The following is a 19687-nucleotide window of genomic DNA, read 5'->3' as shown; positions in this document are numbered from 1 at the left end:
GTTTTGCTTCAATTTCGTCAAATTGTTCTCTCCATCGTCGGCACTCTGGCGCTGACAGCACCGGTTTACGCAGGCAAACTGGCCATTGTGATCGATGACTTTGGCTATCGTCCGCACAACGAAAACCAGGTTCTGGCAATGCCCTCCGCCGTCTCCGTCGCCGTGTTACCCAACGCGCCACACGCGCGTGAAATGGCGACTAAAGCCCACAACAGCGGGCACGAAGTGTTAATCCACCTTCCTATGGCGCCGCTGAGCAAACAGCCGCTGGAAAAAGACACCCTGCGTCCGGACATGAGCAGCGACGAGATCGAGCGCATTATCCGCGAGGCCTATGGCAAAGTGCCGTTTGCGGTCGGGCTGAACAACCATATGGGCAGCGCGATGACATCCAGCCTGTTTGGCATGCAAAAAGTGATGCAGGCGCTGGAACGCTACAACCTCTATTTCCTCGACAGTATGACGATTGGCAATAGCCAGGCGATGCGCGCCGCGCAGGGCACCGGTGTAAAGGTGATTAAGCGTAAAGTGTTCCTTGATGACACGCAGAACGAAGCTGATATTCGCTTCCAGTTTAATCGCGCCGTACAGCTGGCTCGTCGGAACGGATCAGCGATTGCCATTGGTCATCCGCATCCGTCTACGGTTCGGGTCTTACAGCAAATGCTGCCGACCCTGCCATCAGATATCACGCTGGTCCGCCCGAGCAGCCTCCTGAACGAACCACAGGTTGATACCTCGCGCCCGAACACCGCCGCACCAGCGGGGACGACTCCCGCCACCACGCCGCGTAATCCGTTCCGTGGTGTGCAGATGTGCAAACCAAAACAGCCGCCTGAGCCGGTCTATGCCACCCGCTTCTTCACAGTAATTGGTGAGAGTATTAGCCAAAGTTCGCTGGCGAAATATGTCCAGCATCAGTGGCAAGGTTGGGGTAAGAAGGTGTAATCCCTGTCGCCTGTTATCGGGAATTATTCCACCAGCCGGGAGTCCGCATGCCCTTTAGCATCGGGCTCTTTTTTATTCTCGTGCTGATACCAGGCTTTGAAGTATTTCAAAAAGCTGTATGAGGTCGCGTACAGTCCCGTCACAATCCCCACTTTGCCCTGCCGCCACGCTCCGCTGAACACATACCATTTAAAGAACGCCCCGATAGCGCTGACCATACCGCGACTAATAGAGGGTCGCACGGTCTGATACTTCACCAGCCGCGACGTATAGCTATTCAGTTTATTGAACACTTCATGGAGGTTGTAGAAGGTGTCGTGGCGAACGCGCCCCGGGATTTTAGTCGCCAGAAGGGTGCCTTCCACTTTGTCATCGACCGGACGGTGGTTAAACCGCGCCAGAGTGCGATTGAAAAGACGCACCGGAAAATCAGGTGACGAAACCGGATAGATAGTTCTCACTTCTTCGCCCAGCACGTACCAGTAGCGGGCGATACGCCAGGCTTCGTTTGCAGCAGGTTCTTTTCCTGCTTTTAGCGCGAGGATGAAATCGACCGTTTCCGCATCAAGTATCTCATCGCTATCCATGCACAGAACCCAGTCATTGGCTGCCAGATCAATGGCATGGTTCATCTGCGCGGCATGCATCGTATAGGGATGGTGGTGAACCGGGAGATCGTACTCGCGACAGATATCCAGAGTGGCATCCGTACTTCCGGAATCGACGACGATCAGTTCATCCGCCACGGTAAGCAGCGGAGGCAGGACTTCGCGCAGCAAGCGCGAGGAATTACAGGTCAATAAACAAACGGTGAGCTTGAACATAGGCGCTGTAAAAGTAAACAAACCTTCAACAGACTGTATAAGCGAGTGGCAAAAAAAGCGAAGAAAAACTCGAAAAAATCCGATTGCGGATGCGAGAAGTGTGAAAGGGAGCGAAAAAGCGCCCGCAGGCGCTTTCGTTTTTAATCCCAGCTCAGGATCACTTTTCCTGACTGGCCCGAGCGCATTGCGTCGAAGCCTTTCTGGAAATCATCAATCCCGAAATGGTGGGTGATGATTGGCGTCAGGTCCAGACCCGACTGGATCAGGGCCGCCATCTTGTACCAGGTTTCGAACATCTCGCGGCCATAAATGCCTTTGATGAATAATCCTTTGAAGATGACTTTGTTCCAGTCGATAGACATATCTGACGGAGGGATCCCCAGCATTGCGATACGACCGCCGTGGTTCATGGTGTCGAGCATGGTACGGAACGCAGGTGGTGCGCCGGACATTTCAAGACCCACATCAAACCCTTCGGTCATGCCCAGCTCGGCCATAACATCATTCAGGTTCTCTTTGGAAACATCGACCGCACGGGTGACGCCCATTTTACGCGCCAGCGACAGACGATATTCATTCACATCGGTGATAACCACATTACGCGCGCCAACGTGTTTAGCAACGGCTGCGGCCATAATGCCGATAGGACCCGCGCCCGATACCAGCACATCTTCGCCCACTAAATCGAACGACAGCGCGGTGTGAACCGCGTTACCGAACGGGTCGAAGATAGAAGCCAAATCATCAGAGATATTGTCCGGAATTTTAAAGGCGTTAAATGCCGGGATAACCAGATATTCCGCGAAGCAGCCCGGGCGGTTAACGCCCACGCCGACCGTATTACGGCACAGATGAGTGCGCCCGCCGCGACAGTTACGGCAGTGGCCGCAGGTGATGTGGCCTTCACCGGAGACGCGATCGCCGATTTTAAAGCCTTTCACTTCCTGGCCGATACCGACCACTTCGCCGACGTATTCATGGCCAACAACCATCGGAACCGGAATGGTTTTTTGCGACCACTGATCCCAGTTGTAGATGTGAACGTCAGTCCCGCAAATGGCGGTTTTACGAATTTTGATCAGCAGATCGTTGTGACCGACTTCCGGCTCCGGCACGTCGGTCATCCAAATCCCTTCTTCCGCTTTCAGTTTGGATAACGCTTTCATCACAGGTCCTCAGGCAATCACGCCCAGTTGTTTGCCGATGCGGGTAAAGGCTTCAACCGCACGTTCAATTTGTTCAGGCGAATGCGCCGCAGACATCTGGGTGCGAATACGCGCCTGACCTTTTGGCACCACCGGGAAGAAGAACCCGGTGACATAAATCCCCTCTTTTTGCAGTTCGCGGGCAAAGTTTTGCGCCACAACGGCATCGCCTAACATCACGGGAATGATCGCGTGATCGGCACCCGCCAGGGTAAAACCTGCGGCAGTCATTTTTTCACGGAACAGACGCGCGTTAGACCACAGGCGATCGCGCAGCTCAGCGCCCGATTCCACCATTTCCAGCACTTTAACAGAAGCAGAAACAATCGCCGGAGCAAGTGAATTGGAGAACAGATACGGGCGAGAGCGCTGGCGCAGCCACTCCACCACCTCTTTACGCGCGGCGGTATAACCGCCGGATGCGCCACCGAGCGCTTTGCCCAGCGTACCGGTGATGATGTCTACGCGTCCCATCACATCGCAGTATTCGTGGGAACCGCGACCGTTTTCGCCGACAAAACCGACCGCATGAGAGTCATCGACCATCACCAGCGCATCGTATTTATCCGCCAGGTCGCAGACGCCTTTCAGGTTGGCAATCACGCCGTCCATAGAGAACACGCCGTCGGTGGCGATCAGAATGTGACGCGCACCGGCTTCACGCGCTTCTTTCAGACGTGCTTCCAGCTCCTGCATATCGTTGTTTGCATAGCGGAAACGCTTCGCTTTACACAGACGCACGCCGTCAATGATAGAAGCGTGGTTCAGCGCGTCAGAAATAATCGCGTCTTCCGCGCCCAGCAGCGTTTCGAACAGACCACCGTTGGCATCGAAGCAGGAAGAGTAGAGAATCGCATCTTCCATCCCGAGGAACTCCGCCAGCTTCTTCTCCAGCACTTTGTGGCTGTCCTGGGTACCGCAAATGAAACGCACGGAAGCCATGCCAAAGCCGTGGGTGTCCATGCCGTTTTTCGCAGCGGCGATCAGCTCAGGGTGATTCGCCAGCCCTAAATAGTTGTTCGCACAAAAGTTGATCACATGGCTGCCGTCAGCGACGGTGATGTCCGCCTGCTGCGCAGACGTGATAATACGCTCTTCTTTAAACAACCCTTCCGCACGGGCGGTCTCCAGGTCGTTGTTTAACTGTTTGTAAAAATCACCACGCATTGCAATTCTCCAGACTCGGCAAATTTCGGCACATATTACCCAAACCTATACGTCGATACGAGATGACGCATCATTAGTTCTCGTTTTTGCAGCATAAATCACGCGTACCCTTTTTACACATACACAAAATCATTCACACTGCCTCAAGGCGGCAAGAGAAGAAATCTCCGGGAGTATAGATAACTCTGTGACCGGGGTTTATGAACGCAGCCAACGCCGGGGCGGCGTGAAGGATGAAGTGTATGTCGGTGAATGGCTGAAGGGCCGCCATACTAATGATATGATATGAGTATTAGTGTTCGGGATTGTCCCCGGACTCCACACTACAAAGGTTACCGTTATGATCATCGTTACCGGCGGCGCGGGCTTTATCGGCAGCAACATTATCAAGGCCCTCAATGACAAAGGCATCACCGACATTCTGGTGGTAGACAACCTGAAAGACGGCACCAAGTTCGTCAATCTGGTCGATCTGAATATTGCCGACTACATGGATAAAGAAGATTTTCTGATCCAGATTATGGCCGGTGAAGAGTTCGGCGAGATCGAAGCCATCTTCCACGAAGGCGCGTGCTCCTCCACCACAGAGTGGGATGGCAAGTACATGATGGATAACAACTATCAGTACTCTAAAGAGGTTCTTCACTACTGTCTGGAGCGTGAAATTCCGTTCCTGTACGCCTCATCCGCAGCCACTTACGGCGGCCGCACCTCCGACTTCATCGAATCCCGCGAATACGAGCAGCCGCTGAACGTGTACGGTTACTCCAAATTCCTGTTCGACGAATATGTCCGTCAGGTTCTGCCAGAAGCGAATTCCCAGATTGTGGGCTTCCGCTACTTTAACGTTTACGGACCGCGCGAAGGTCACAAAGGCAGCATGGCGAGCGTGGCGTTCCATCTGAACACTCAGCTGAACAATGGCGAAAGCCCGAAACTGTTCGAAGGCAGCGATAGCTTCAAGCGTGACTTCGTCTATGTCGGCGACGTGGCGGCGGTGAATCTGTGGTTCTGGGAAAACGGCGTGTCCGGCATTTTCAACCTCGGAACCGGCCGTGCCGAATCCTTCCAGGCCGTGGCCGATGCCGCGCTGGCCTATCATAAAAAAGGCAGCCTCGAGTACATTCCGTTCCCTGAAAAACTGAAAGGTCGTTATCAGGCATTCACTCAGGCGGACCTGACCAACCTGCGCGCTGCGGGTTATGACAAGCCGTTCAAGACCGTTGCCGAAGGCGTAACGGAATATATGGCCTGGCTGAACCGCGACGCGTAAGCATGAAAATTTTGGTGATTGGCCCGTCCTGGGTGGGTGACATGATGATGTCACAAAGTCTCTATCGCACGCTCAAGGCGCGCTATCCCCAGGCGATAATCGACGTGATGGCACCCGCATGGTGCCGTCCGCTGTTGTCGCGTATGCCGGAAGTGAACGAGGCGATTCCGATGCCGCTCGGCCACGGGGCGCTGGAAATCGGCGAGCGCCGCAAGCTCGGCCATAGCCTGCGCGAAAAACGCTACGATCGCGCATTTGTCCTGCCAAACTCCTTTAAATCGGCTTTAGTACCCTTCTTCGCTGGCGTGCCGCATCGTACCGGCTGGCGCGGCGAGATGCGCTACGGTCTGCTGAATGACGCGCGTGTGCTCGATAAAGAGGCCTGGCCGTTGATGGTTGAGCGCTATGTGGCGCTGGCCTACGATAAAGGCGTGATGCGCACGGCGAAGGATCTCCCGCAACCTTTGCTGTGGCCGCAACTGCAGGTGCACGACGGCGAAAAATCGCACACCTGTAACGCGTTTGGCATTTCGTCCGAACGTCCGATGATCGGCTTCTGCCCGGGTGCCGAATTTGGTCCGGCAAAACGCTGGCCGCACTATCACTATGCGGCGCTGGCAAAACAGCTGATTGATGAAGGCTATCAGATTGTGCTGTTCGGTTCGGCGAAGGACCACGAGGCGGGCAACGAAATTCTCGCCACGCTCAGCAATGAACAGCAAGCCTGGTGTCGCAATCTGGCGGGAGAAACACAGCTGGAACAGGCGGTTATTTTGCTGGCCGCCTGTAAAGCCGTGGTCACCAATGATTCGGGTCTGATGCACGTCGCTGCCGCGCTGAACCGGCCGCTGGTCGCCCTGTATGGCCCAAGCAGCCCTGATTTCACACCACCGCTTTCGCACAAAGCGCGCGTCATTCGTTTGATCACGGGCTATCACAAAGTGCGTAAAGGCGATGCCGCAGAAGGTTATCATCAGAGTCTGATCGACATTACGCCGCAGCGTGTCCTCGACGAGCTGAACGATCTGCTGTTGAACGATGAAGGATAACGGATGCGGGTACTGATCGTTAAAACGTCTTCAATGGGTGATGTGTTACATACGTTACCGTCGCTGACAGATGCCATGCGCGCCATCCCCGGTATTCGCTTTGACTGGGTGGTGGAAGAAGCTTTCGCGCAGATCCCCGGCTGGCATGAAGCGGTCGATCGCGTGATTCCGGTGGCGATTCGCCGCTGGCGTAAAGCGTGGTTTTCTGCCCCGATCAAAGCCGAGCGTAAAGCCTTTCGCGAAGCGGTTCAGGCGCAGCATTACGATGCGATTATCGACGCGCAGGGGCTGGTCAAAAGCGCGGCGCTGGTGACGCGTCTGGCGCACGGCGTTAAGCACGGTATGGACTGGCATAGCGCCCGTGAACCGCTGGCGAGCCTGTTCTACACCCGCCGCCACGCCATCGCTAAACAGCAGCATGCCGTTGAACGTACCCGCGAGCTGTTTGCTCAAAGCCTTGGTTACGCCAAACCTGATAGTCAGGGCGATTACGCTATATCGCAGCATTTTCTCCATGATTCACTGCACGATGCCTCGCCATATCTGATTTTCCTGCACGCCACGACGCGCGACGACAAACACTGGCCAGAAACGCACTGGCGCGAACTGATCGCTTTGCTCGCGCATTCTGGTCTGCGGATTAAACTCCCGTGGGGCGCACCGCATGAGGAAGCGCGCGCGCTGCGTCTGGCTGAAGGTTTTGATTACGTGGACGTTCTGCCCCGTATGAAGCTTGACGGTGTCGCCCGGCAGCTGGCAGGGGCGAAAGCCGTTGTCTCAGTCGATACCGGGTTAAGCCACCTGACGGCAGCGCTGGATCGACCTAATATTACGCTTTACGGCCCAACGGATCCGGGTCTCATTGGCGGCTATGGAAAAAATCAAACTATCTGCCGCCCGGAACATTCATCGCAGCTGAGCGATCTCAGCGCCGCTGCGGTTTTTGCGCAATTAGAGCCTTTGCTGGCAGCAGAGAGAGCCTATGTCTGATTTTTTCTCAGCGGAGCGCCCGCCAAAGCGCGTGCTGATCATCAAGCTGCGCCACCACGGTGACGTTCTGCTGACCTCACCGGTCTTTACCGTGTTGAAAAAAAACTGGCCTGACGTCGAAGTCGATGCCTTAGTGTATGACGACACCCAGGCGATGCTCACCAGTCATCCTTATATCGATCAGGTACATACCATTGGTCGCCAATGGCGCAAACAGGGCTGGTTCGCACAATTCCGACTTTATCGTGCGTTACTGAACACACTCAAAGCACGTCAGTACGATGTGCTGATTAATCTGACCGAACACTGGCACGGCGCGCGTCTGGCTCGCCGGCTCAAGCCGCGCGTTTCCGTGGGCTTTAAGCCCGACAAACGCGGCGGTCTGGCGCGTCGTCGCTGGGTGAAATCCTTTACCACGCTATACCCGGCGATTCAGGATAACAGCCGTCACATGGTAGAGGTGAACCTCGACGCCCTGCGCCGTATCGGGATTCACCCGCAAAACGATGAAGATAAACACACGCTGTTTATCCCGGGTGACGCGGCTGAGGCTTCGATTGCTGAAAAGCTGGCCGGGTTTGGCCTGACCAGCAAATCCTACATTCTGGTACACCCGACCTCGCGCTGGATGTTTAAAGCCTGGGAAATCAAAAAGCTGGCGGCCACCATCGACAACCTCGCCTCGCGTGGTTTGCCGATTATTCTCTCTGCTGCACCGTCGAAAGAAGAGTCGGCGTATATGGATGAGCTGCGAGCCGCGCTCAGACAACCGGTGTTTGATTTAAGCGGACAGCTCAACCTGAAAGAGCTGGGCGCCCTGATGAAACACGCACGGATCTACTTTGGTGTCGATTCCATGCCCATGCATTTGGCCAGTGCGGTTGGCACACCGACCATTGCGATCTTCGGCCCGACGGGTGCGATTAAATGGGCACCGTGGGGCGTGAACTATCGCGTTATCACCGCCGGAATGACCTGTCAGCCCTGCGGCAAAGCGGGCTGTGGAGACAGTGGCGTTTCCGACTGCATCACCGCCATTACGCCACAACAGGTGTTAAGCGCGATTGATACGCTACTCCTGGAATATCCTGCATGAAGCTGGCCATCGTCCGACAGACATACAACCCCAACGGCGGCGCGGAGCGCTTTGTCTCGCGGGCGCTAAACGTTCTGGCGCAGGATACCGCGCTGGATGTGACGCTCATTGCCCGGCAGTGGGAAGATGCCGCAGGCTGGAAAACGCTGACGGTAAACCCGCCCTTTCGAAATCGTCTGAGCCGCGAGTCCGGCTTTGCCGAAGCCGCCGCCGCGCAGTTCGCCCGCTTCGATATCGTGCAGAGTCATGAGCGTATTCCCGGCGCGACCATTTTCCGTGCCGGTGATGGCGTACATGCCACCTGGCTTGCACAATATGGCCGCGTTTTATCGCCGCTGGCGCGCTGGGCGCAGTCTTTGAGTCGCTATCACCGCTACATTCTGCAGGCGGAAACGCAGATGTTTACCCATCCTCAGTTACGCAAAGTGATCTGTAATTCGAAGATGGTGCGGGATGATATCGCTCGTCGCTTCAGCCTGGCGGATGACAAGCTGGCGGTTATCTATAACGGTGTCGACACTCATCACTTTAGCCCCGCGGCGCATAAACTTTCGCAGCGTGAAGCATGGGGTATTCCGCCGCAAGCGCCCGTGCTGGCCTATGTCGGCTCCGGGTTTAGCCGCAAGGGCGTTGCCACCGCGCTACGCGCGATTGTGCCGCATGCGGATGTCTGGTTGCTGGTCGCCGGACGCGATAAGCACGCCAAAAAGTACCAAAAACTGGCCAGCGCGCTCGGCATCTCATCACGCGTTCGCTTTCTGGGTCCCGTGGCTGATGTTCGTCAGGTTTACGGCAGCGCCGATGCGCTGATCCTGCCAACGCTCTACGATCCCTTCCCGAATGTTTGCGTCGAGGCGCTGGCCTGCGGCCTGCCGCTGCTGACGAGCCACGGCTGTGGCGCAGCAGAGTGGATTCAGGAAGGGGTCAATGGCTGGGTGCGCGATGCGCTGGATAGCGCAGGCTATCAGCAGGCAATTCAAAGCTGGCTGGAGGGCCGCCAGCAAGGGGTGAACTATTCAGCCGCGGCGCGCGCTACGGCTGAACCCTACACCCTGGAACGGATGGCTAAAGAGCTACAGTCGCTCTATCACGATCTGTTGCGCTGAGCCGCTGCTGCAGAGAATACGCTCTCCATCGCTTCCAGCATGCATTCACGCGTGAAATGGGCGCACAGGTAATCATAGCCCTGCTGCGCCAGCGTCTCGCGAAGCATCGCGTCATCGTGCAGTTTCATAATCGCCTCATGCAGCGCAGACTCATCGCGTTGGGCAATCAGTAATCCCGTTTGGCCGTCGATAACCGCATCAGCCGTGCCACCCGCATCCGTGGCGATGGTCGCAACACGCGATGCCAGCGACTGCAACACGCCCTGCGGGACGCCTTCCATATCGTGTGAGGGGCTAAGAGCAATATCAAACGCCGGAAACCACCGTTCAGGATCGCTGCGATGCCCTGACATCAGCACGCGTTGCTCTAATCCCAGTTCAACAATTTCCTGTTCCAGCGTGGCTTTGTGCGGCCCTTCGCCAACAATAGCCAGTTTGATCCGCGGATTATCTATTTTAGCCAGCGCACGCAGCAGAACGCTGTGACCTTTATTTGGACGCAGATGCGATACCACGCCAAGCCAGAAGTCATCCTGAGATAATCCACAATGCGCCCTGGACTGCTGTTTATCCGCCGGGTGGAAACGCTGTGTATCAACGCCACTTGGCACCGAAGTGCTTTGCGCCATCGGTACACCAATATCGGCCATCTGATGGCGCAGCGCTTCCCCTGTTGTCACGATATGCGCGCAGGCTTTGCGAAACAGCCAGCGCGTGGTCCAGTTGTTACGCGGCACGCCCGACGCGTGACGGGTACGCACCAGCGGCACAGGATTTGAAAGGGTTAAATTGGCGAGCGCCACCAGCCAGGTATCGGCTGAATTGTGACTATTAATGACATCAATGGCGTGGCGGTTTTGTTTCAGCCACTGGCGCAACAATTGCAGATTTTTAACATTTTTTCGCTTGAGCGGCATAGTCACAACCGTCAGTCCGGCCTCGCGTGCCAGGGCATGTAGCGGCGCGGTTTCCGGGCAAAGTATGGTCACCTGATGGCCGCGCTGAATCATGCCAGACGACTCATTAATAATACGTAAAGGTTGTCCGCCTTTGCCGCCATCTGCTTCAGTGTGAACAATATGCATAAATTTCCTGTCAATGGGCTGTAGCCTCTCGAATCAGGGATTATATACGCGGCGGGCCACGGAATGCATAAAGTAAACATTAAGCTGAAAGTAACGGATTATTCCTGCTTACAAACATTGTCCTTCTGTAGTTATCCCTTCTGTGGTACTTTTCTCTCGCTTTTATTCCCATCGGATAGCCGTGAAATTTTCGCAGCGCTTTGTTAACTAACAGATAAAGACCGAATTTCTTAATCACTACCAAAATTATGACAAATTTTCGCAACATCCTGACGGGCCTTTTAGTGCTGGCTGTACTGGCTTTGTGTTTTGTCTGGCCAATTCCTAATGACCAGCTGCCTTTCCATCGCAATGGCCTGATTTATCCCATCATTGCGGTCACTCTGGGCCTGTTTTTCAGCTCACCCGTAGCGAAGAAAAATTTAAACTTAAGCAAAATTAAGTTTGTTCTCATCGTGGTTTGGGTATTAACGTTATTTATCCTGATTAATGGTCTCTTTGTTGCGCCTGATATTAAAGAGATGGTTTCTACCTGGGATGGACAATGGTTGCGCCCGGTATTACTTTTCTGTGCGGGTCTGGTGTTATTACCGACCATTCAAAGCCAACTGCCTTCTGTCACTGCCGCACGATTCTTTACGCTGATTGTTCTCTTTTTCTGGGGCGTTGTGTGCATCCATTTATTGGATACGCTCTGGCTTTACTGGCGCGACGGGGTCATTCACTGGGGCGAAACGCGAATCGTCTTTAACCGCACGCGCATGAGTTTCCAGGTGAATATGATCACCGGTTTTATTCTTGCGGAACTGTTAGCACGCGGTCTGCTGCATCAGCGTTTTTTACGCCTCAAAACCTGTGTTCTGGCATTGATGGTGCTGAGCAACCTGGTTTGTACCGCGCTGGTGGATACCCGCTGGGGCACGATCGGGCTGGTCGGAAGCTTGTTCTCGACGTTCATTCTTTTAAGCCTGCATAGCATGCGCCGCAGTCGTGTCGTGCTCACCGGTAGCATTTTACTCGGCATCGTTATTGCTTCAGCCTTACTTGGCTACGCGTCGTGGAAAACAGATCCCCGTTGGCAAAGCCTGGAAAGTGATGCGATTGCCGGCTGGAACGCGCCTTTCACCAGCTTCTGCTACAACAAAACGAACGGGACAGTGCCACGTAATGATATGGGCCGCCCAATGAACCATTCTAACGGCTGCCGGGCCAGTTTCTTCCACCAGGGCTGGGGACTCATCGCTGAGCACCCTGCAGGTATGGGGCCACGCAAAGAGGCTTTCCGCTACGTATTGCGTCGCGACACTCAGGATAATCGCATCAATATTCCTCATAGCCACTACGGTCTGATTGAATTTGGTATCCAGAATGGGGTTATCGGCATTGCTGGCTGGTTGATTCTGCTGGCAGGTTGCTGGTATGTCGGTTGGCGAGAATTCCGTCATGGCAACACCATGGTGGGCATGTTCTTGCTGCTGTTTACGATCGGTTTCTTCTCCAGAACCATGGTTGATCACAACCTTAAAGACCACTATCTGGAGCAATATATGCTCTTGACCGGGCTACTCATCGGGATGTGCGCGCTACGTCCTGCAAAAGATAAAGCGCCCCACTCCTGAGAACCAATACCGTGCGCCGATGCGGATAAACATCGGCGCACTCATAGCCATCAGAACTCTTTAACCTCTCGGCTGTCGAAATGCCATCGCACGTTACAGTTGAAAACGTTGAGCGCGGCATCACCGCGGAATAATACGGAGTAAGCATGTCTGGAACGCCTCAATTAAGCCTCGTTGTCGCCGTATATAATGGCGAACCATTCCTGAGCGCTTTTTTTGACAGCATTAAGAAACAGAATCTGGAAAGTCTGGAGCTTATCATTGTGAATGATGGCTCAACCGACGGTTCTGCTGAGATCATTTCCCGCTGGGCCCACGAGTTTCAGGATTTCCAGGTTATCGACCAGGCCAACGGCGGCGTATCGGCAGCCCGTAATACAGGCCTTGCCGTGGCGAAAGGAGAGTACGTTGCTTTCCCGGATATAGACGATGTGATTTACCCGGGAATGTATCCACGCCTGCTGGAAATCGCTTTTGCCGGCGATCTGGACGTTGCCACCTGTAACGGCACCTATATTTACGATGACGGCCGGCCATCGAAAAAGATTTTCCCGTCTGACAAGCTTGCATCCACGGGTGTTCTGGACGGTCCTACGTGGCTGCAAATGGCGCTGGAATCGCGCAAATTCCTGCATGTGACCTGGCTGAATATCTATCGTCATGCCTTTATTAAAGAGCAGAGTTTTACCTTCGAACAGGGTCTGCGCCATCAGGATATTCCGTGGACAACGGAAGTGTTGCTGACCGCGAAGCGGGTGCAATACGTGGATGAAGTCTTTTACGATTATCTGATTCACTCCGCCTCTGTATCGCATACGCCGGGCACCGACGACACCCGCATGCGCTCCTCTCGCCACTATATGAAAATCCTCGAGATGTTGGATGCGATTAATAAACGCTATCCGGAGCAGGTGAAACGCGTCCCCGCCTGTCACTGGCAGATCGCGAAAGAGGGCCTGGGTATTCTCCACAGTATTAATAATATTGAGGACATGGCGAAGAAACGTGAGATCATTCGCGAGCTTTTTGAACGTGGCATCTGGTCCATGATCTGGCAAAACGCGCGTGGATTACGCCAACGCTGGCGTCTTGGACGTCGCTACTTTCGCCTTAAAAAAATTCTCGGCTAACGGACATTATGAGCAAACTCAAACTACACGCGGTCTCCCGCGCCGATTTTATTGCTAAAAATTACGCAGATTTCCAGACGTTGCTGGATAACCGCGTAAACCCGGATGACATTCCTGAGCGTTTTTATTGCGGCGGTCGCGGCGGATGGACTTTCCAGACGACGCTGGCGCTTAAACACTATTATGGCGACGACATTGAGTGTTCATTTGGCTCAGAGTGCCGGGCAGATGCCATCAACCTGATGCACAACGATGACTTTGGCTCACGCGTTAAGCCGTGGCGCGGTGTGACCGTGGTAGCGCGTGCCGACCGTCCGCCGGTCATTGGTGCTGATGTGGTGGTCGATCAGAATCCTGAAGTCGACGGCCACAATAACCGAATTTTCGTGCCTTACTGGCCACAGCCCGGTGTCAAACCGCGCGAGCGTACCGATGAAACGGTAAAAACCGTGGCCTTCTTTGGTCGCGTCGACAGTTTCCCGGAAGCGTATCGCGAAGGCAATTTCAAACAGCGTCTGGCGGAACAGGGTATCGAGCTGCGGATTTCATTCGATAACTGGACGAACTACCAGGACGTGGATGTCTGTATCAGTTTCCGGAAATCGCACGACCATAAACTTGCCCGCAAGCCTGCCAGCAAACTGATCAACAACTGGCTGGGGAAAACGGTCATGGTGTGTGACGATGAACCGTCTTACCGCGCCATTCGCGAAAGCGACCTGGATTATCTGATCGCGAAAAACCCGGACGAAGCGTTCGAGGCGATCATGCGTCTAAAAAATTCTCCTGAGCTGTATCGTCAGATGCGCGAACAGGGTGATAAACGACTGCAGGTCTATTCCCGTGAAGCGGTTGCCGCTCGCTGGTTTGCCCTGTTTGAGGACATCTGGCGGAAAGGATTGCACAATCGTCCCACGCTGGTTCGTGCTGTGCGCTTTGCTTTTGGCAAAGCCATTCGCCCGCTGACTAAAAAGTTCTGAGTTAGATTGAGTCTGAATATGTTCAAAACATCTACACAATCATCACTCACACCGCGCCGCAATGTTCTGCGCACGCTGGTGTTGACGCTTGCTTTCCTGGTGCTGTTTTCGCTGTCCGAAATTATCATTCTGCTGAAGGATCACGTTTATCAGCCGAAAGCCGGGGATATCTCGCTGTATCTGATCATTTCTGTTCTGGCGGCGATCAGTGCGCGTTTCTTCCTGACTCGCCTGCTGTTGGCCGTCACCTTTATTGTGCAAATATCGGAAGCGGTCTACTACCAGTTCTACGGTCAGTTTTATGGCCCGAGCGAGGTCTGGCTGGCGTTCGTGGAAACGAAAGACATCGCCAGCGGCATTACCGATAGTCTGGGCTCCCTGGGGATCTACTTCGCTATCATGGTTGTGGCCATCATTTTTGCGCTGTTCTTTACGCGTCGAATGGCCCCTCAATGGCATAAGTGGCTGGCAATGCCATGCCTGCTCGCCATCGTAGTCATGTTCGCGGGTCAGTTCTATAAAGCCATCGACGGGCAGATGTATAAGTTCAACCCGGATCTGCGCCATTCGTTACTGCGCAATGGCCTCTCTGCGATGAGCTATAGCGCCATTCGTCTGATCCCAGAGGCTATTTCCGGTGAAAATCAGCGCATAACGCACTACGAGCCTTATCAGGTCAAACCCATTGAAGGGACGCAGGCGGGCAAGTATTCCATCATTCTGGCGATTGGCGAGAGCCTGAACCCGCACCACGTTGGCGCGCTGGGCTACGAGCGTGATACGACTCCGGAACTGAAAGCGCTGATGGATCAGTACCAGGGCACAGGTCGCCTGATTGTGTCTAACGCCGTCTCGACTCGCGTCGCCATTCCGATGCTGGTGAATAACCTGCGCGAGCCGGATAACTACGGCGCGTATAAATCAAAATCGACCAATATCTTTGCCAACGCGAAAAAACAGGGCTATCAAACTGCATTCATCTCCGCACAGGGGCTGGAAGGGTTGAGCAACTGGATTGGCATTCACGACATCGATCTGTGGGAAGATACCCAGATTCGCCCGGCGCCGGATGTCGGTGCGGATGTCGTGCTCACGCCATCGGTTGAAAAGGCGAGCCTGGACTGGAACAAACCGTTCCTGATGGTGCTCAACAGCCGGGCGCCGCATATCCCTTACGAGCGTAATATTCCGCCGGGATTTGCTAAATTCTCCACGCCACACCTGAGTGATGACGTGGCGCAGAAGAAAAATGAGTACGACGATGCCGTTCGTCTGTATGACAAAGAGCTGGCCTCCGCGATCCGCACCACGATGGCAAAATCCAAACTGCCGGTGCTGGTGTTTATCACTTCGGATCACGGAGAACGCGTGGGTGACGGCGGCTTGTTCGGCCACTCTGTCGTAGAAATGCCTATCGCCCAGGTTCCGTTTATCTATTTCAGCAACGATCCGACCTGGTCAATGAGCGCAATCAGCCCGCAGATACCGCTGAACCACTATCAGGTGGCGACGCTTATCAACAAAATGCTGGGCTACTCGGTCAGCAATCCGAATCAGAAAGACGACAGCTTCTTCATTACCGGCGGTGATATTCGCGGCCTCTCGGAGCGCGTAACCTACCATTTGAATGCGCTCCCTGAAGCGGAGCGTTAATTCATAAGGCACTCAACGGGCAAGCAATTGCCCGTTTTTTTTGGCGTAAACGAACGTAACACCGTCAAATGGACGAGCAAAAACGCCAAAGAGATAGCTTTAAACGGTCTAAATGCTTAGAATTTGCCCGCCGAAACTGAAAAACGGATAATCGCTTGGAATTGTTGTATACCGCCCTGCTCTACCTCATTCAGCCCCTGGTGTGGCTGCGACTGCTGCTTCGTAGCCGGAAAGCGCCTGCGTACCGAAAACGCTGGGCCGAACGCTATGGCTACTGCCGTAATAAAGTCGCGCCGGACGGTATTTTGCTGCATTCCGTTTCCGTCGGTGAGACGCTGGCGGCGATCCCACTGGTTCGCGCGCTGCGCCACCGCTATCCGTCATTACCGATTACCGTCACCACCATGACGCCGACGGGCTCCGAGCGCGCGATGTCCGCCTTCGGCAAAGACGTGCATCACGTCTACCTGCCCTATGATTTACCCTGCGCCATGAATCGTTTCCTCAACACCGTGCGCCCGAAGCTGGTGATTGTGATGGAAACCGAACTATGGCCGAATATGATTTCCGCCCTGCATGCCCGTAAAATTCCGCTGGTCGTCGCCAACGCGCGCCTGTCTGAACGCTCAGCGAAAGGTTATGGCAAGCTGGGACAGTTTATGCGCCGCCTGCTGTCAAAAATCACGCTGATCGCAGCGCAAAACGAAGAAGACGGTGCGCGCTTTATTTCCCTTGGCCTCAAGCGTAATCAGCTTGCGGTCACCGGCAGCCTCAAATTTGATATCTCCGTTACTCCAGAGCTGGCTGCCCGCGCAGTCACCTTGCGCCGCCAGTGGGCACCGCGTCGCCAGGTGTGGATTGCCACCAGTACGCATGATGGCGAAGAAGAGATCATCCTGCAGGCGCACCGCAAACTGCTGGAAAAATTCCCCGATTTACTGCTGATTCTGGTGCCTCGCCATCCGGAACGCTTTAAAGATGCCCGTGAGATGGTGCAAAAAGCCGGTTTTAGCTTCATTCTGCGCAGCAGTGGCGAGATCCCCTCGGGAAGCACTCAGGTGGTCATTGGCGATACCATGGGCGAACTGATGCTGCTGTACGGAATTGCCGACCTGGCATTCGTGGGTGGCAGTCTGGTTGAACGCGGCGGTCACAATCCGCTGGAGCCAGCCGCACATGCGATCCCCGTTTTGATGGGCCCGCATATATTTAACTTCAAAGATATCTGCGCTAAATTGCAGCAAGCCGATGGCTTGATTACCGTGACCGATGCAGATTCAGTGGTGAAAGAGGTCTCTACCCTGCTCACCGACGAAGATTACCGCCTGTGGTATGGTCGTCATGCTGTCGAGGTGCTGCACCAGAATCAGGGCGCATTGACCCGCCTGCTGCAACTTCTGCAACCTTATTTGCCTCAGCGGAGTCATTAATGTCAAAGCGTCTGTCGGTGGTGATGATCGCCAAAAACGCCGCCGACCTGCTTCCGGAGTGTCTGGATTCTGTCTCCTGGGCCGATGAGATCATTCTTCTCGATTCTGGCAGTGACGACAACACCACGGAAATTGCCCGCGCCGCAGGGGTAAAGGTCTTTGTCGATACGGACTGGCAGGGCTACGGCATTCAGCGTCAGCGTGCGCAATCTTTTGCCACCTGCGAGTACGTGCTGATGATCGACACCGACGAGCGCATCACTCCCGAGCTTCAGCACGCCATTCAGGCCACTCTTGCTGCGCCGGTTTCTGGCGCGGTGTATAGCATCGCCCGCCGCAACTATTTCCTCGGTCGATTTATGCGCCACAGCGGCTGGTATCCGGACCGCGTTTTGCGTCTTTACGAACGCGAGCGTTACCGCTACAACGATAATCTGGTGCATGAATCGCTGGATTGCGACAAGGCGCAGGTGATCGCTCTGTCAGGCGATTTACGTCATCTCACCTGTCGGGATTTTGCCAGCTTCCAGCGCAAACAGCTCAACTATGCCACCGCATGGGCGCAGGAGCGCCATCAGCGCGGCAAGAAGACAACGATTGCAAGCATCTTCGCCCATACGCTGGGGGCGTTTCTGAAAACGCTGCTGCTGCGTGGGGGCGTACTGGACGGCAAACAGGGCTGGTTACTGGCAGTGGTTAATGCACAGTATACTTTCAACAAATACACCGAGCTGTGGGCGTTGAACCGCGGCTACTCAGAGAAAGCGTGAGCCATGAGCACTAAAGCGATTTATCCGGGTACCTTCGATCCGATCACTAACGGCCACATTGATATCATCACACGTGCCGCAAGCATGTTTGATCAGGTTATTCTGGCGATCGCCGCCAGCCCCAGCAAAAAACCGATGTTCGACCTGAATGAACGCGTCGCACTGGCGAGTGCCGCCATTGCGCACCTGCCGAATGTGGAAGTCGTAGGCTTTAGCGATTTAATGGCGAACTTCGCCAGGGCGCAGCAGGCTAAAATCCTGATCCGTGGATTACGCGCCGTTGCCGATTTTGAATACGAGATGCAGCTGGCGCATATGAACCGTCATCTGATGCCAGAGCTGGAAAGCGTCTTCCTGATGCCGTCGAAAGAGTGGTCGTTTATCTCATCATCGCTGGTGAAAGAGGTGGCGCGCCACGCGGGAGATGTCACCCACTTCCTGCCAGCGAACGTTCATCAGGCGCTGATGGATAAGCTCAAGTAATTCACTTCTGGCACTGGCGGCAGTAAAACGTTGCGCGCTGCGCATGTTTGGTCGCCACCACTGGCGTACCGCACACCCTGCACGGCTCACCCTTACGGCCATACACCTGCAGTTCCTGCGCAAAATAACCCGGTTTCCCGTCGCTTTGCAGAAAATCCTTCAGTGTCGTTCCGCCCTGTTCGATCGAGCGCAGCAGAACCGCTTTAATCACTTTTACCAGCAATTCGCTCTCCTGCGTTGAAAGCGATGACGCCAGCCGATCGGGATGGATCCCGGCAGCAAAAAGTGATTCGCTGGCATAGATGTTGCCAACGCCGACCACCAGTTTGTTATCCATCAGCCAGGGTTTAATCGGCGTCTTCTTTTTCGCACATTTCGCTTGCAGATATTCGGCGTTAAACGCCTCGCTCAGCGGTTCCGGGCCGAGATGGGCCAGTACGTTATGCCCTTCAAGCTCTTTGGTCCACAGCCATGCACCAAAGCGGCGAGGATCGGTATAACGCAGCACTTTGCCGTTGCTCATCACCAAATCGACGTGGTCGTGTTTTTCGGCTGGTCGCTCTTCGGTGAGAATACGCAGACTTCCGGACATGCCCAGGTGGATGATTATCCAGCCGTCCGGCAATTCCAGCAGCAGATATTTAGCGCGACGTTGCACACTGAGCACAGGCTTGTCGCTGAGGGTGTGGATCTCATCGGAAACCGGCCAGCGGAGGCGACCGTTGCGAACGATGGCATGAAGAATGGTCTGGCCAACCAGGTGCGGTTCAATTCCACGACGGCTGGTCTCTACCTCGGGTAATTCAGGCATGTTTCCTCCATTGAGATACACAGAATGCAAAAAACCCCGCGATTGCGGGGTTTTTCTTTACAAGGAAT

General features: G+C 54.6%; 18 protein-coding genes. 13 read left to right on the top strand and 5 right to left on the bottom strand.

Annotation, left to right across the window (positions count from 1 at the left end):
* Positions 1-3 precede the first annotated feature (3 nt).
* The gene (locus tag SOM82_RS00520) at positions 4-948 is read left to right on the top strand and encodes a divergent polysaccharide deacetylase family protein (protein ID WP_320460670.1); all 945 of its coding nucleotides are present in this window, start codon (positions 4-6) and stop codon (positions 946-948) included.
* Positions 949-971: 23 nt separating this feature from the next.
* Here SOM82_RS00520 and SOM82_RS00515 read toward each other — a convergent pair whose 3' ends face one another.
* The 3 genes from SOM82_RS00515 to kbl all read right to left on the bottom strand — a co-directional run bounded on the left by SOM82_RS00515 (position 972) and on the right by kbl (position 4144).
* Positions 972-1772: a glycosyltransferase family 2 protein gene (locus SOM82_RS00515; RefSeq protein WP_320460669.1), complete on the bottom strand. Its 801-nt coding sequence runs from the start codon at positions 1770-1772 to the stop codon at positions 972-974.
* A gap of 140 nt (positions 1773-1912) precedes the next feature.
* Positions 1913-2938 carry an L-threonine 3-dehydrogenase gene (gene tdh, locus SOM82_RS00510; protein ID WP_064324310.1) on the bottom strand — a complete coding sequence of 342 codons (1026 nt, stop codon included), beginning with the start codon at positions 2936-2938 and terminating at the stop codon, positions 1913-1915.
* 9 nt (positions 2939-2947) lie between these two features.
* Positions 2948-4144: a glycine C-acetyltransferase gene (gene kbl, locus SOM82_RS00505; RefSeq protein ID WP_320460668.1), complete on the bottom strand. Its 1197-nt coding sequence runs from the start codon at positions 4142-4144 to the stop codon at positions 2948-2950.
* Positions 4145-4484: 340 nt separating this feature from the next.
* Here kbl and rfaD point away from each other — a divergent pair, with 340 nt between their 5' ends.
* The 5 genes from rfaD to SOM82_RS00480 are packed head-to-tail and all read left to right on the top strand — an operon-like array spanning position 4485 to position 9658.
* Entirely contained in the window at positions 4485-5417 is a 933-nt protein-coding gene (gene rfaD / locus SOM82_RS00500) for an ADP-glyceromanno-heptose 6-epimerase (RefSeq protein WP_320460667.1), read from the top strand.
* Between the two features lie 2 nt (positions 5418-5419).
* Positions 5420-6466 (top strand): ADP-heptose--LPS heptosyltransferase RfaF, encoded by a 1047-nt coding sequence (rfaF, locus tag SOM82_RS00495; protein WP_154128568.1) that lies wholly within the window; start codon positions 5420-5422, stop codon positions 6464-6466.
* A 3-nt stretch (positions 6467-6469) separates the two neighbouring features.
* Positions 6470-7456, top strand: a complete 987-nt coding sequence (gene rfaC / locus SOM82_RS00490) for a lipopolysaccharide heptosyltransferase RfaC (RefSeq protein ID WP_320460666.1) — start codon at positions 6470-6472, stop codon at positions 7454-7456.
* A complete protein-coding gene (rfaQ, locus tag SOM82_RS00485; RefSeq protein ID WP_154128566.1) occupies positions 7449-8552 on the top strand; it encodes a putative lipopolysaccharide heptosyltransferase III in 1104 nt (367 codons plus the stop codon). The genes rfaC and rfaQ overlap by 8 nt, the downstream gene beginning before the upstream one ends.
* A complete protein-coding gene (locus SOM82_RS00480) occupies positions 8549-9658 on the top strand; it encodes a glycosyltransferase family 4 protein (protein WP_320460665.1) in 1110 nt (369 codons plus the stop codon). The genes rfaQ and SOM82_RS00480 overlap by 4 nt, the downstream gene beginning before the upstream one ends.
* Here the strand turns inward: SOM82_RS00480 and SOM82_RS00475 are convergent.
* Entirely contained in the window at positions 9640-10743 is a 1104-nt protein-coding gene (locus SOM82_RS00475) for a glycosyltransferase family 4 protein (RefSeq protein WP_320460664.1), read from the bottom strand. The two genes, SOM82_RS00480 and SOM82_RS00475, sit on opposite strands and share 19 nt — an antisense overlap.
* A gap of 248 nt (positions 10744-10991) precedes the next feature.
* Between SOM82_RS00475 and SOM82_RS00470 the strand changes: the two genes are divergently transcribed.
* The 7 genes from SOM82_RS00470 (at position 10992) to coaD (ending at position 18808) form a co-directional block, all read left to right on the top strand.
* Positions 10992-12362 carry an O-antigen ligase family protein gene (locus tag SOM82_RS00470; RefSeq protein ID WP_320460663.1) on the top strand — a complete coding sequence of 457 codons (1371 nt, stop codon included), beginning with the start codon at positions 10992-10994 and terminating at the stop codon, positions 12360-12362.
* Positions 12363-12508: 146 nt separating this feature from the next.
* The gene (locus SOM82_RS00465; protein ID WP_320460662.1) at positions 12509-13492 is read left to right on the top strand and encodes a glycosyltransferase; all 984 of its coding nucleotides are present in this window, start codon (positions 12509-12511) and stop codon (positions 13490-13492) included.
* A gap of 8 nt (positions 13493-13500) precedes the next feature.
* Complete coding sequence (locus tag SOM82_RS00460; protein ID WP_154128556.1) at positions 13501-14472, top strand: glycosyltransferase family protein; 972 nt, start codon at positions 13501-13503, stop codon at positions 14470-14472.
* 18 nt (positions 14473-14490) lie between these two features.
* A complete protein-coding gene (locus SOM82_RS00455; RefSeq protein WP_320460661.1) occupies positions 14491-16125 on the top strand; it encodes a sulfatase-like hydrolase/transferase in 1635 nt (544 codons plus the stop codon).
* A 155-nt stretch (positions 16126-16280) separates the two neighbouring features.
* On the top strand, positions 16281-17555 hold the full coding sequence (waaA, locus tag SOM82_RS00450) for a lipid IV(A) 3-deoxy-D-manno-octulosonic acid transferase (RefSeq protein WP_154128552.1): 1275 nt from the start codon (positions 16281-16283) through the stop codon (positions 17553-17555).
* Positions 17555-18325 (top strand): glycosyltransferase family 2 protein, encoded by a 771-nt coding sequence (locus SOM82_RS00445; RefSeq protein ID WP_320460660.1) that lies wholly within the window; start codon positions 17555-17557, stop codon positions 18323-18325. Before waaA ends, SOM82_RS00445 begins: the two co-directional genes overlap by 1 nt.
* 3 nt (positions 18326-18328) lie before the next feature.
* On the top strand, positions 18329-18808 hold the full coding sequence (gene coaD / locus SOM82_RS00440) for a pantetheine-phosphate adenylyltransferase (protein WP_154128547.1): 480 nt from the start codon (positions 18329-18331) through the stop codon (positions 18806-18808).
* 1 nt (position 18809) lies between these two features.
* On the opposite strand, the gene mutM is transcribed toward coaD, so the two are convergent.
* Positions 18810-19619 (bottom strand): bifunctional DNA-formamidopyrimidine glycosylase/DNA-(apurinic or apyrimidinic site) lyase, encoded by an 810-nt coding sequence (mutM, locus tag SOM82_RS00435; RefSeq protein ID WP_320460659.1) that lies wholly within the window; start codon positions 19617-19619, stop codon positions 18810-18812.
* Positions 19620-19687 lie beyond the last annotated feature (68 nt).

The organism is Lelliottia sp. CFBP8978, assembly GCF_034046055.2.
Classification (GTDB): domain Bacteria; phylum Pseudomonadota; class Gammaproteobacteria; order Enterobacterales; family Enterobacteriaceae; genus Enterobacter.
Note: the sequence above shows the minus strand (reverse complement) of the source record. Positions and strands in the feature narration are given on the sequence as shown.

Coding starts and splice junctions, on each gene's coding strand:
- SOM82_RS00465 (WP_320460662.1), top strand. CDS start 12,509: ATGTCTGGAACGCCTCAATTAAGCCTCGTTGTCGCCGTATATAATGGC.
- SOM82_RS00480 (WP_320460665.1), top strand. CDS start 8,549: ATGAAGCTGGCCATCGTCCGACAGACATACAACCCCAACGGCGGCGCG.
- SOM82_RS00455 (WP_320460661.1), top strand. CDS start 14,491: ATGTTCAAAACATCTACACAATCATCACTCACACCGCGCCGCAATGTT.
- SOM82_RS00515 (WP_320460669.1), bottom strand. CDS start 1,772: ATGTTCAAGCTCACCGTTTGTTTATTGACCTGTAATTCCTCGCGCTTG.
- rfaD (WP_320460667.1), top strand. CDS start 4,485: ATGATCATCGTTACCGGCGGCGCGGGCTTTATCGGCAGCAACATTATC.
- rfaF (WP_154128568.1), top strand. CDS start 5,420: ATGAAAATTTTGGTGATTGGCCCGTCCTGGGTGGGTGACATGATGATG.
- SOM82_RS00475 (WP_320460664.1), bottom strand. CDS start 10,743: ATGCATATTGTTCACACTGAAGCAGATGGCGGCAAAGGCGGACAACCT.
- kbl (WP_320460668.1), bottom strand. CDS start 4,144: ATGCGTGGTGATTTTTACAAACAGTTAAACAACGACCTGGAGACCGCC.
- rfaC (WP_320460666.1), top strand. CDS start 6,470: ATGCGGGTACTGATCGTTAAAACGTCTTCAATGGGTGATGTGTTACAT.
- tdh (WP_064324310.1), bottom strand. CDS start 2,938: ATGAAAGCGTTATCCAAACTGAAAGCGGAAGAAGGGATTTGGATGACC.
- SOM82_RS00460 (WP_154128556.1), top strand. CDS start 13,501: ATGAGCAAACTCAAACTACACGCGGTCTCCCGCGCCGATTTTATTGCT.
- mutM (WP_320460659.1), bottom strand. CDS start 19,619: ATGCCTGAATTACCCGAGGTAGAGACCAGCCGTCGTGGAATTGAACCG.
- coaD (WP_154128547.1), top strand. CDS start 18,329: ATGAGCACTAAAGCGATTTATCCGGGTACCTTCGATCCGATCACTAAC.
- SOM82_RS00470 (WP_320460663.1), top strand. CDS start 10,992: ATGACAAATTTTCGCAACATCCTGACGGGCCTTTTAGTGCTGGCTGTA.
- SOM82_RS00445 (WP_320460660.1), top strand. CDS start 17,555: ATGTCAAAGCGTCTGTCGGTGGTGATGATCGCCAAAAACGCCGCCGAC.
- rfaQ (WP_154128566.1), top strand. CDS start 7,449: ATGTCTGATTTTTTCTCAGCGGAGCGCCCGCCAAAGCGCGTGCTGATC.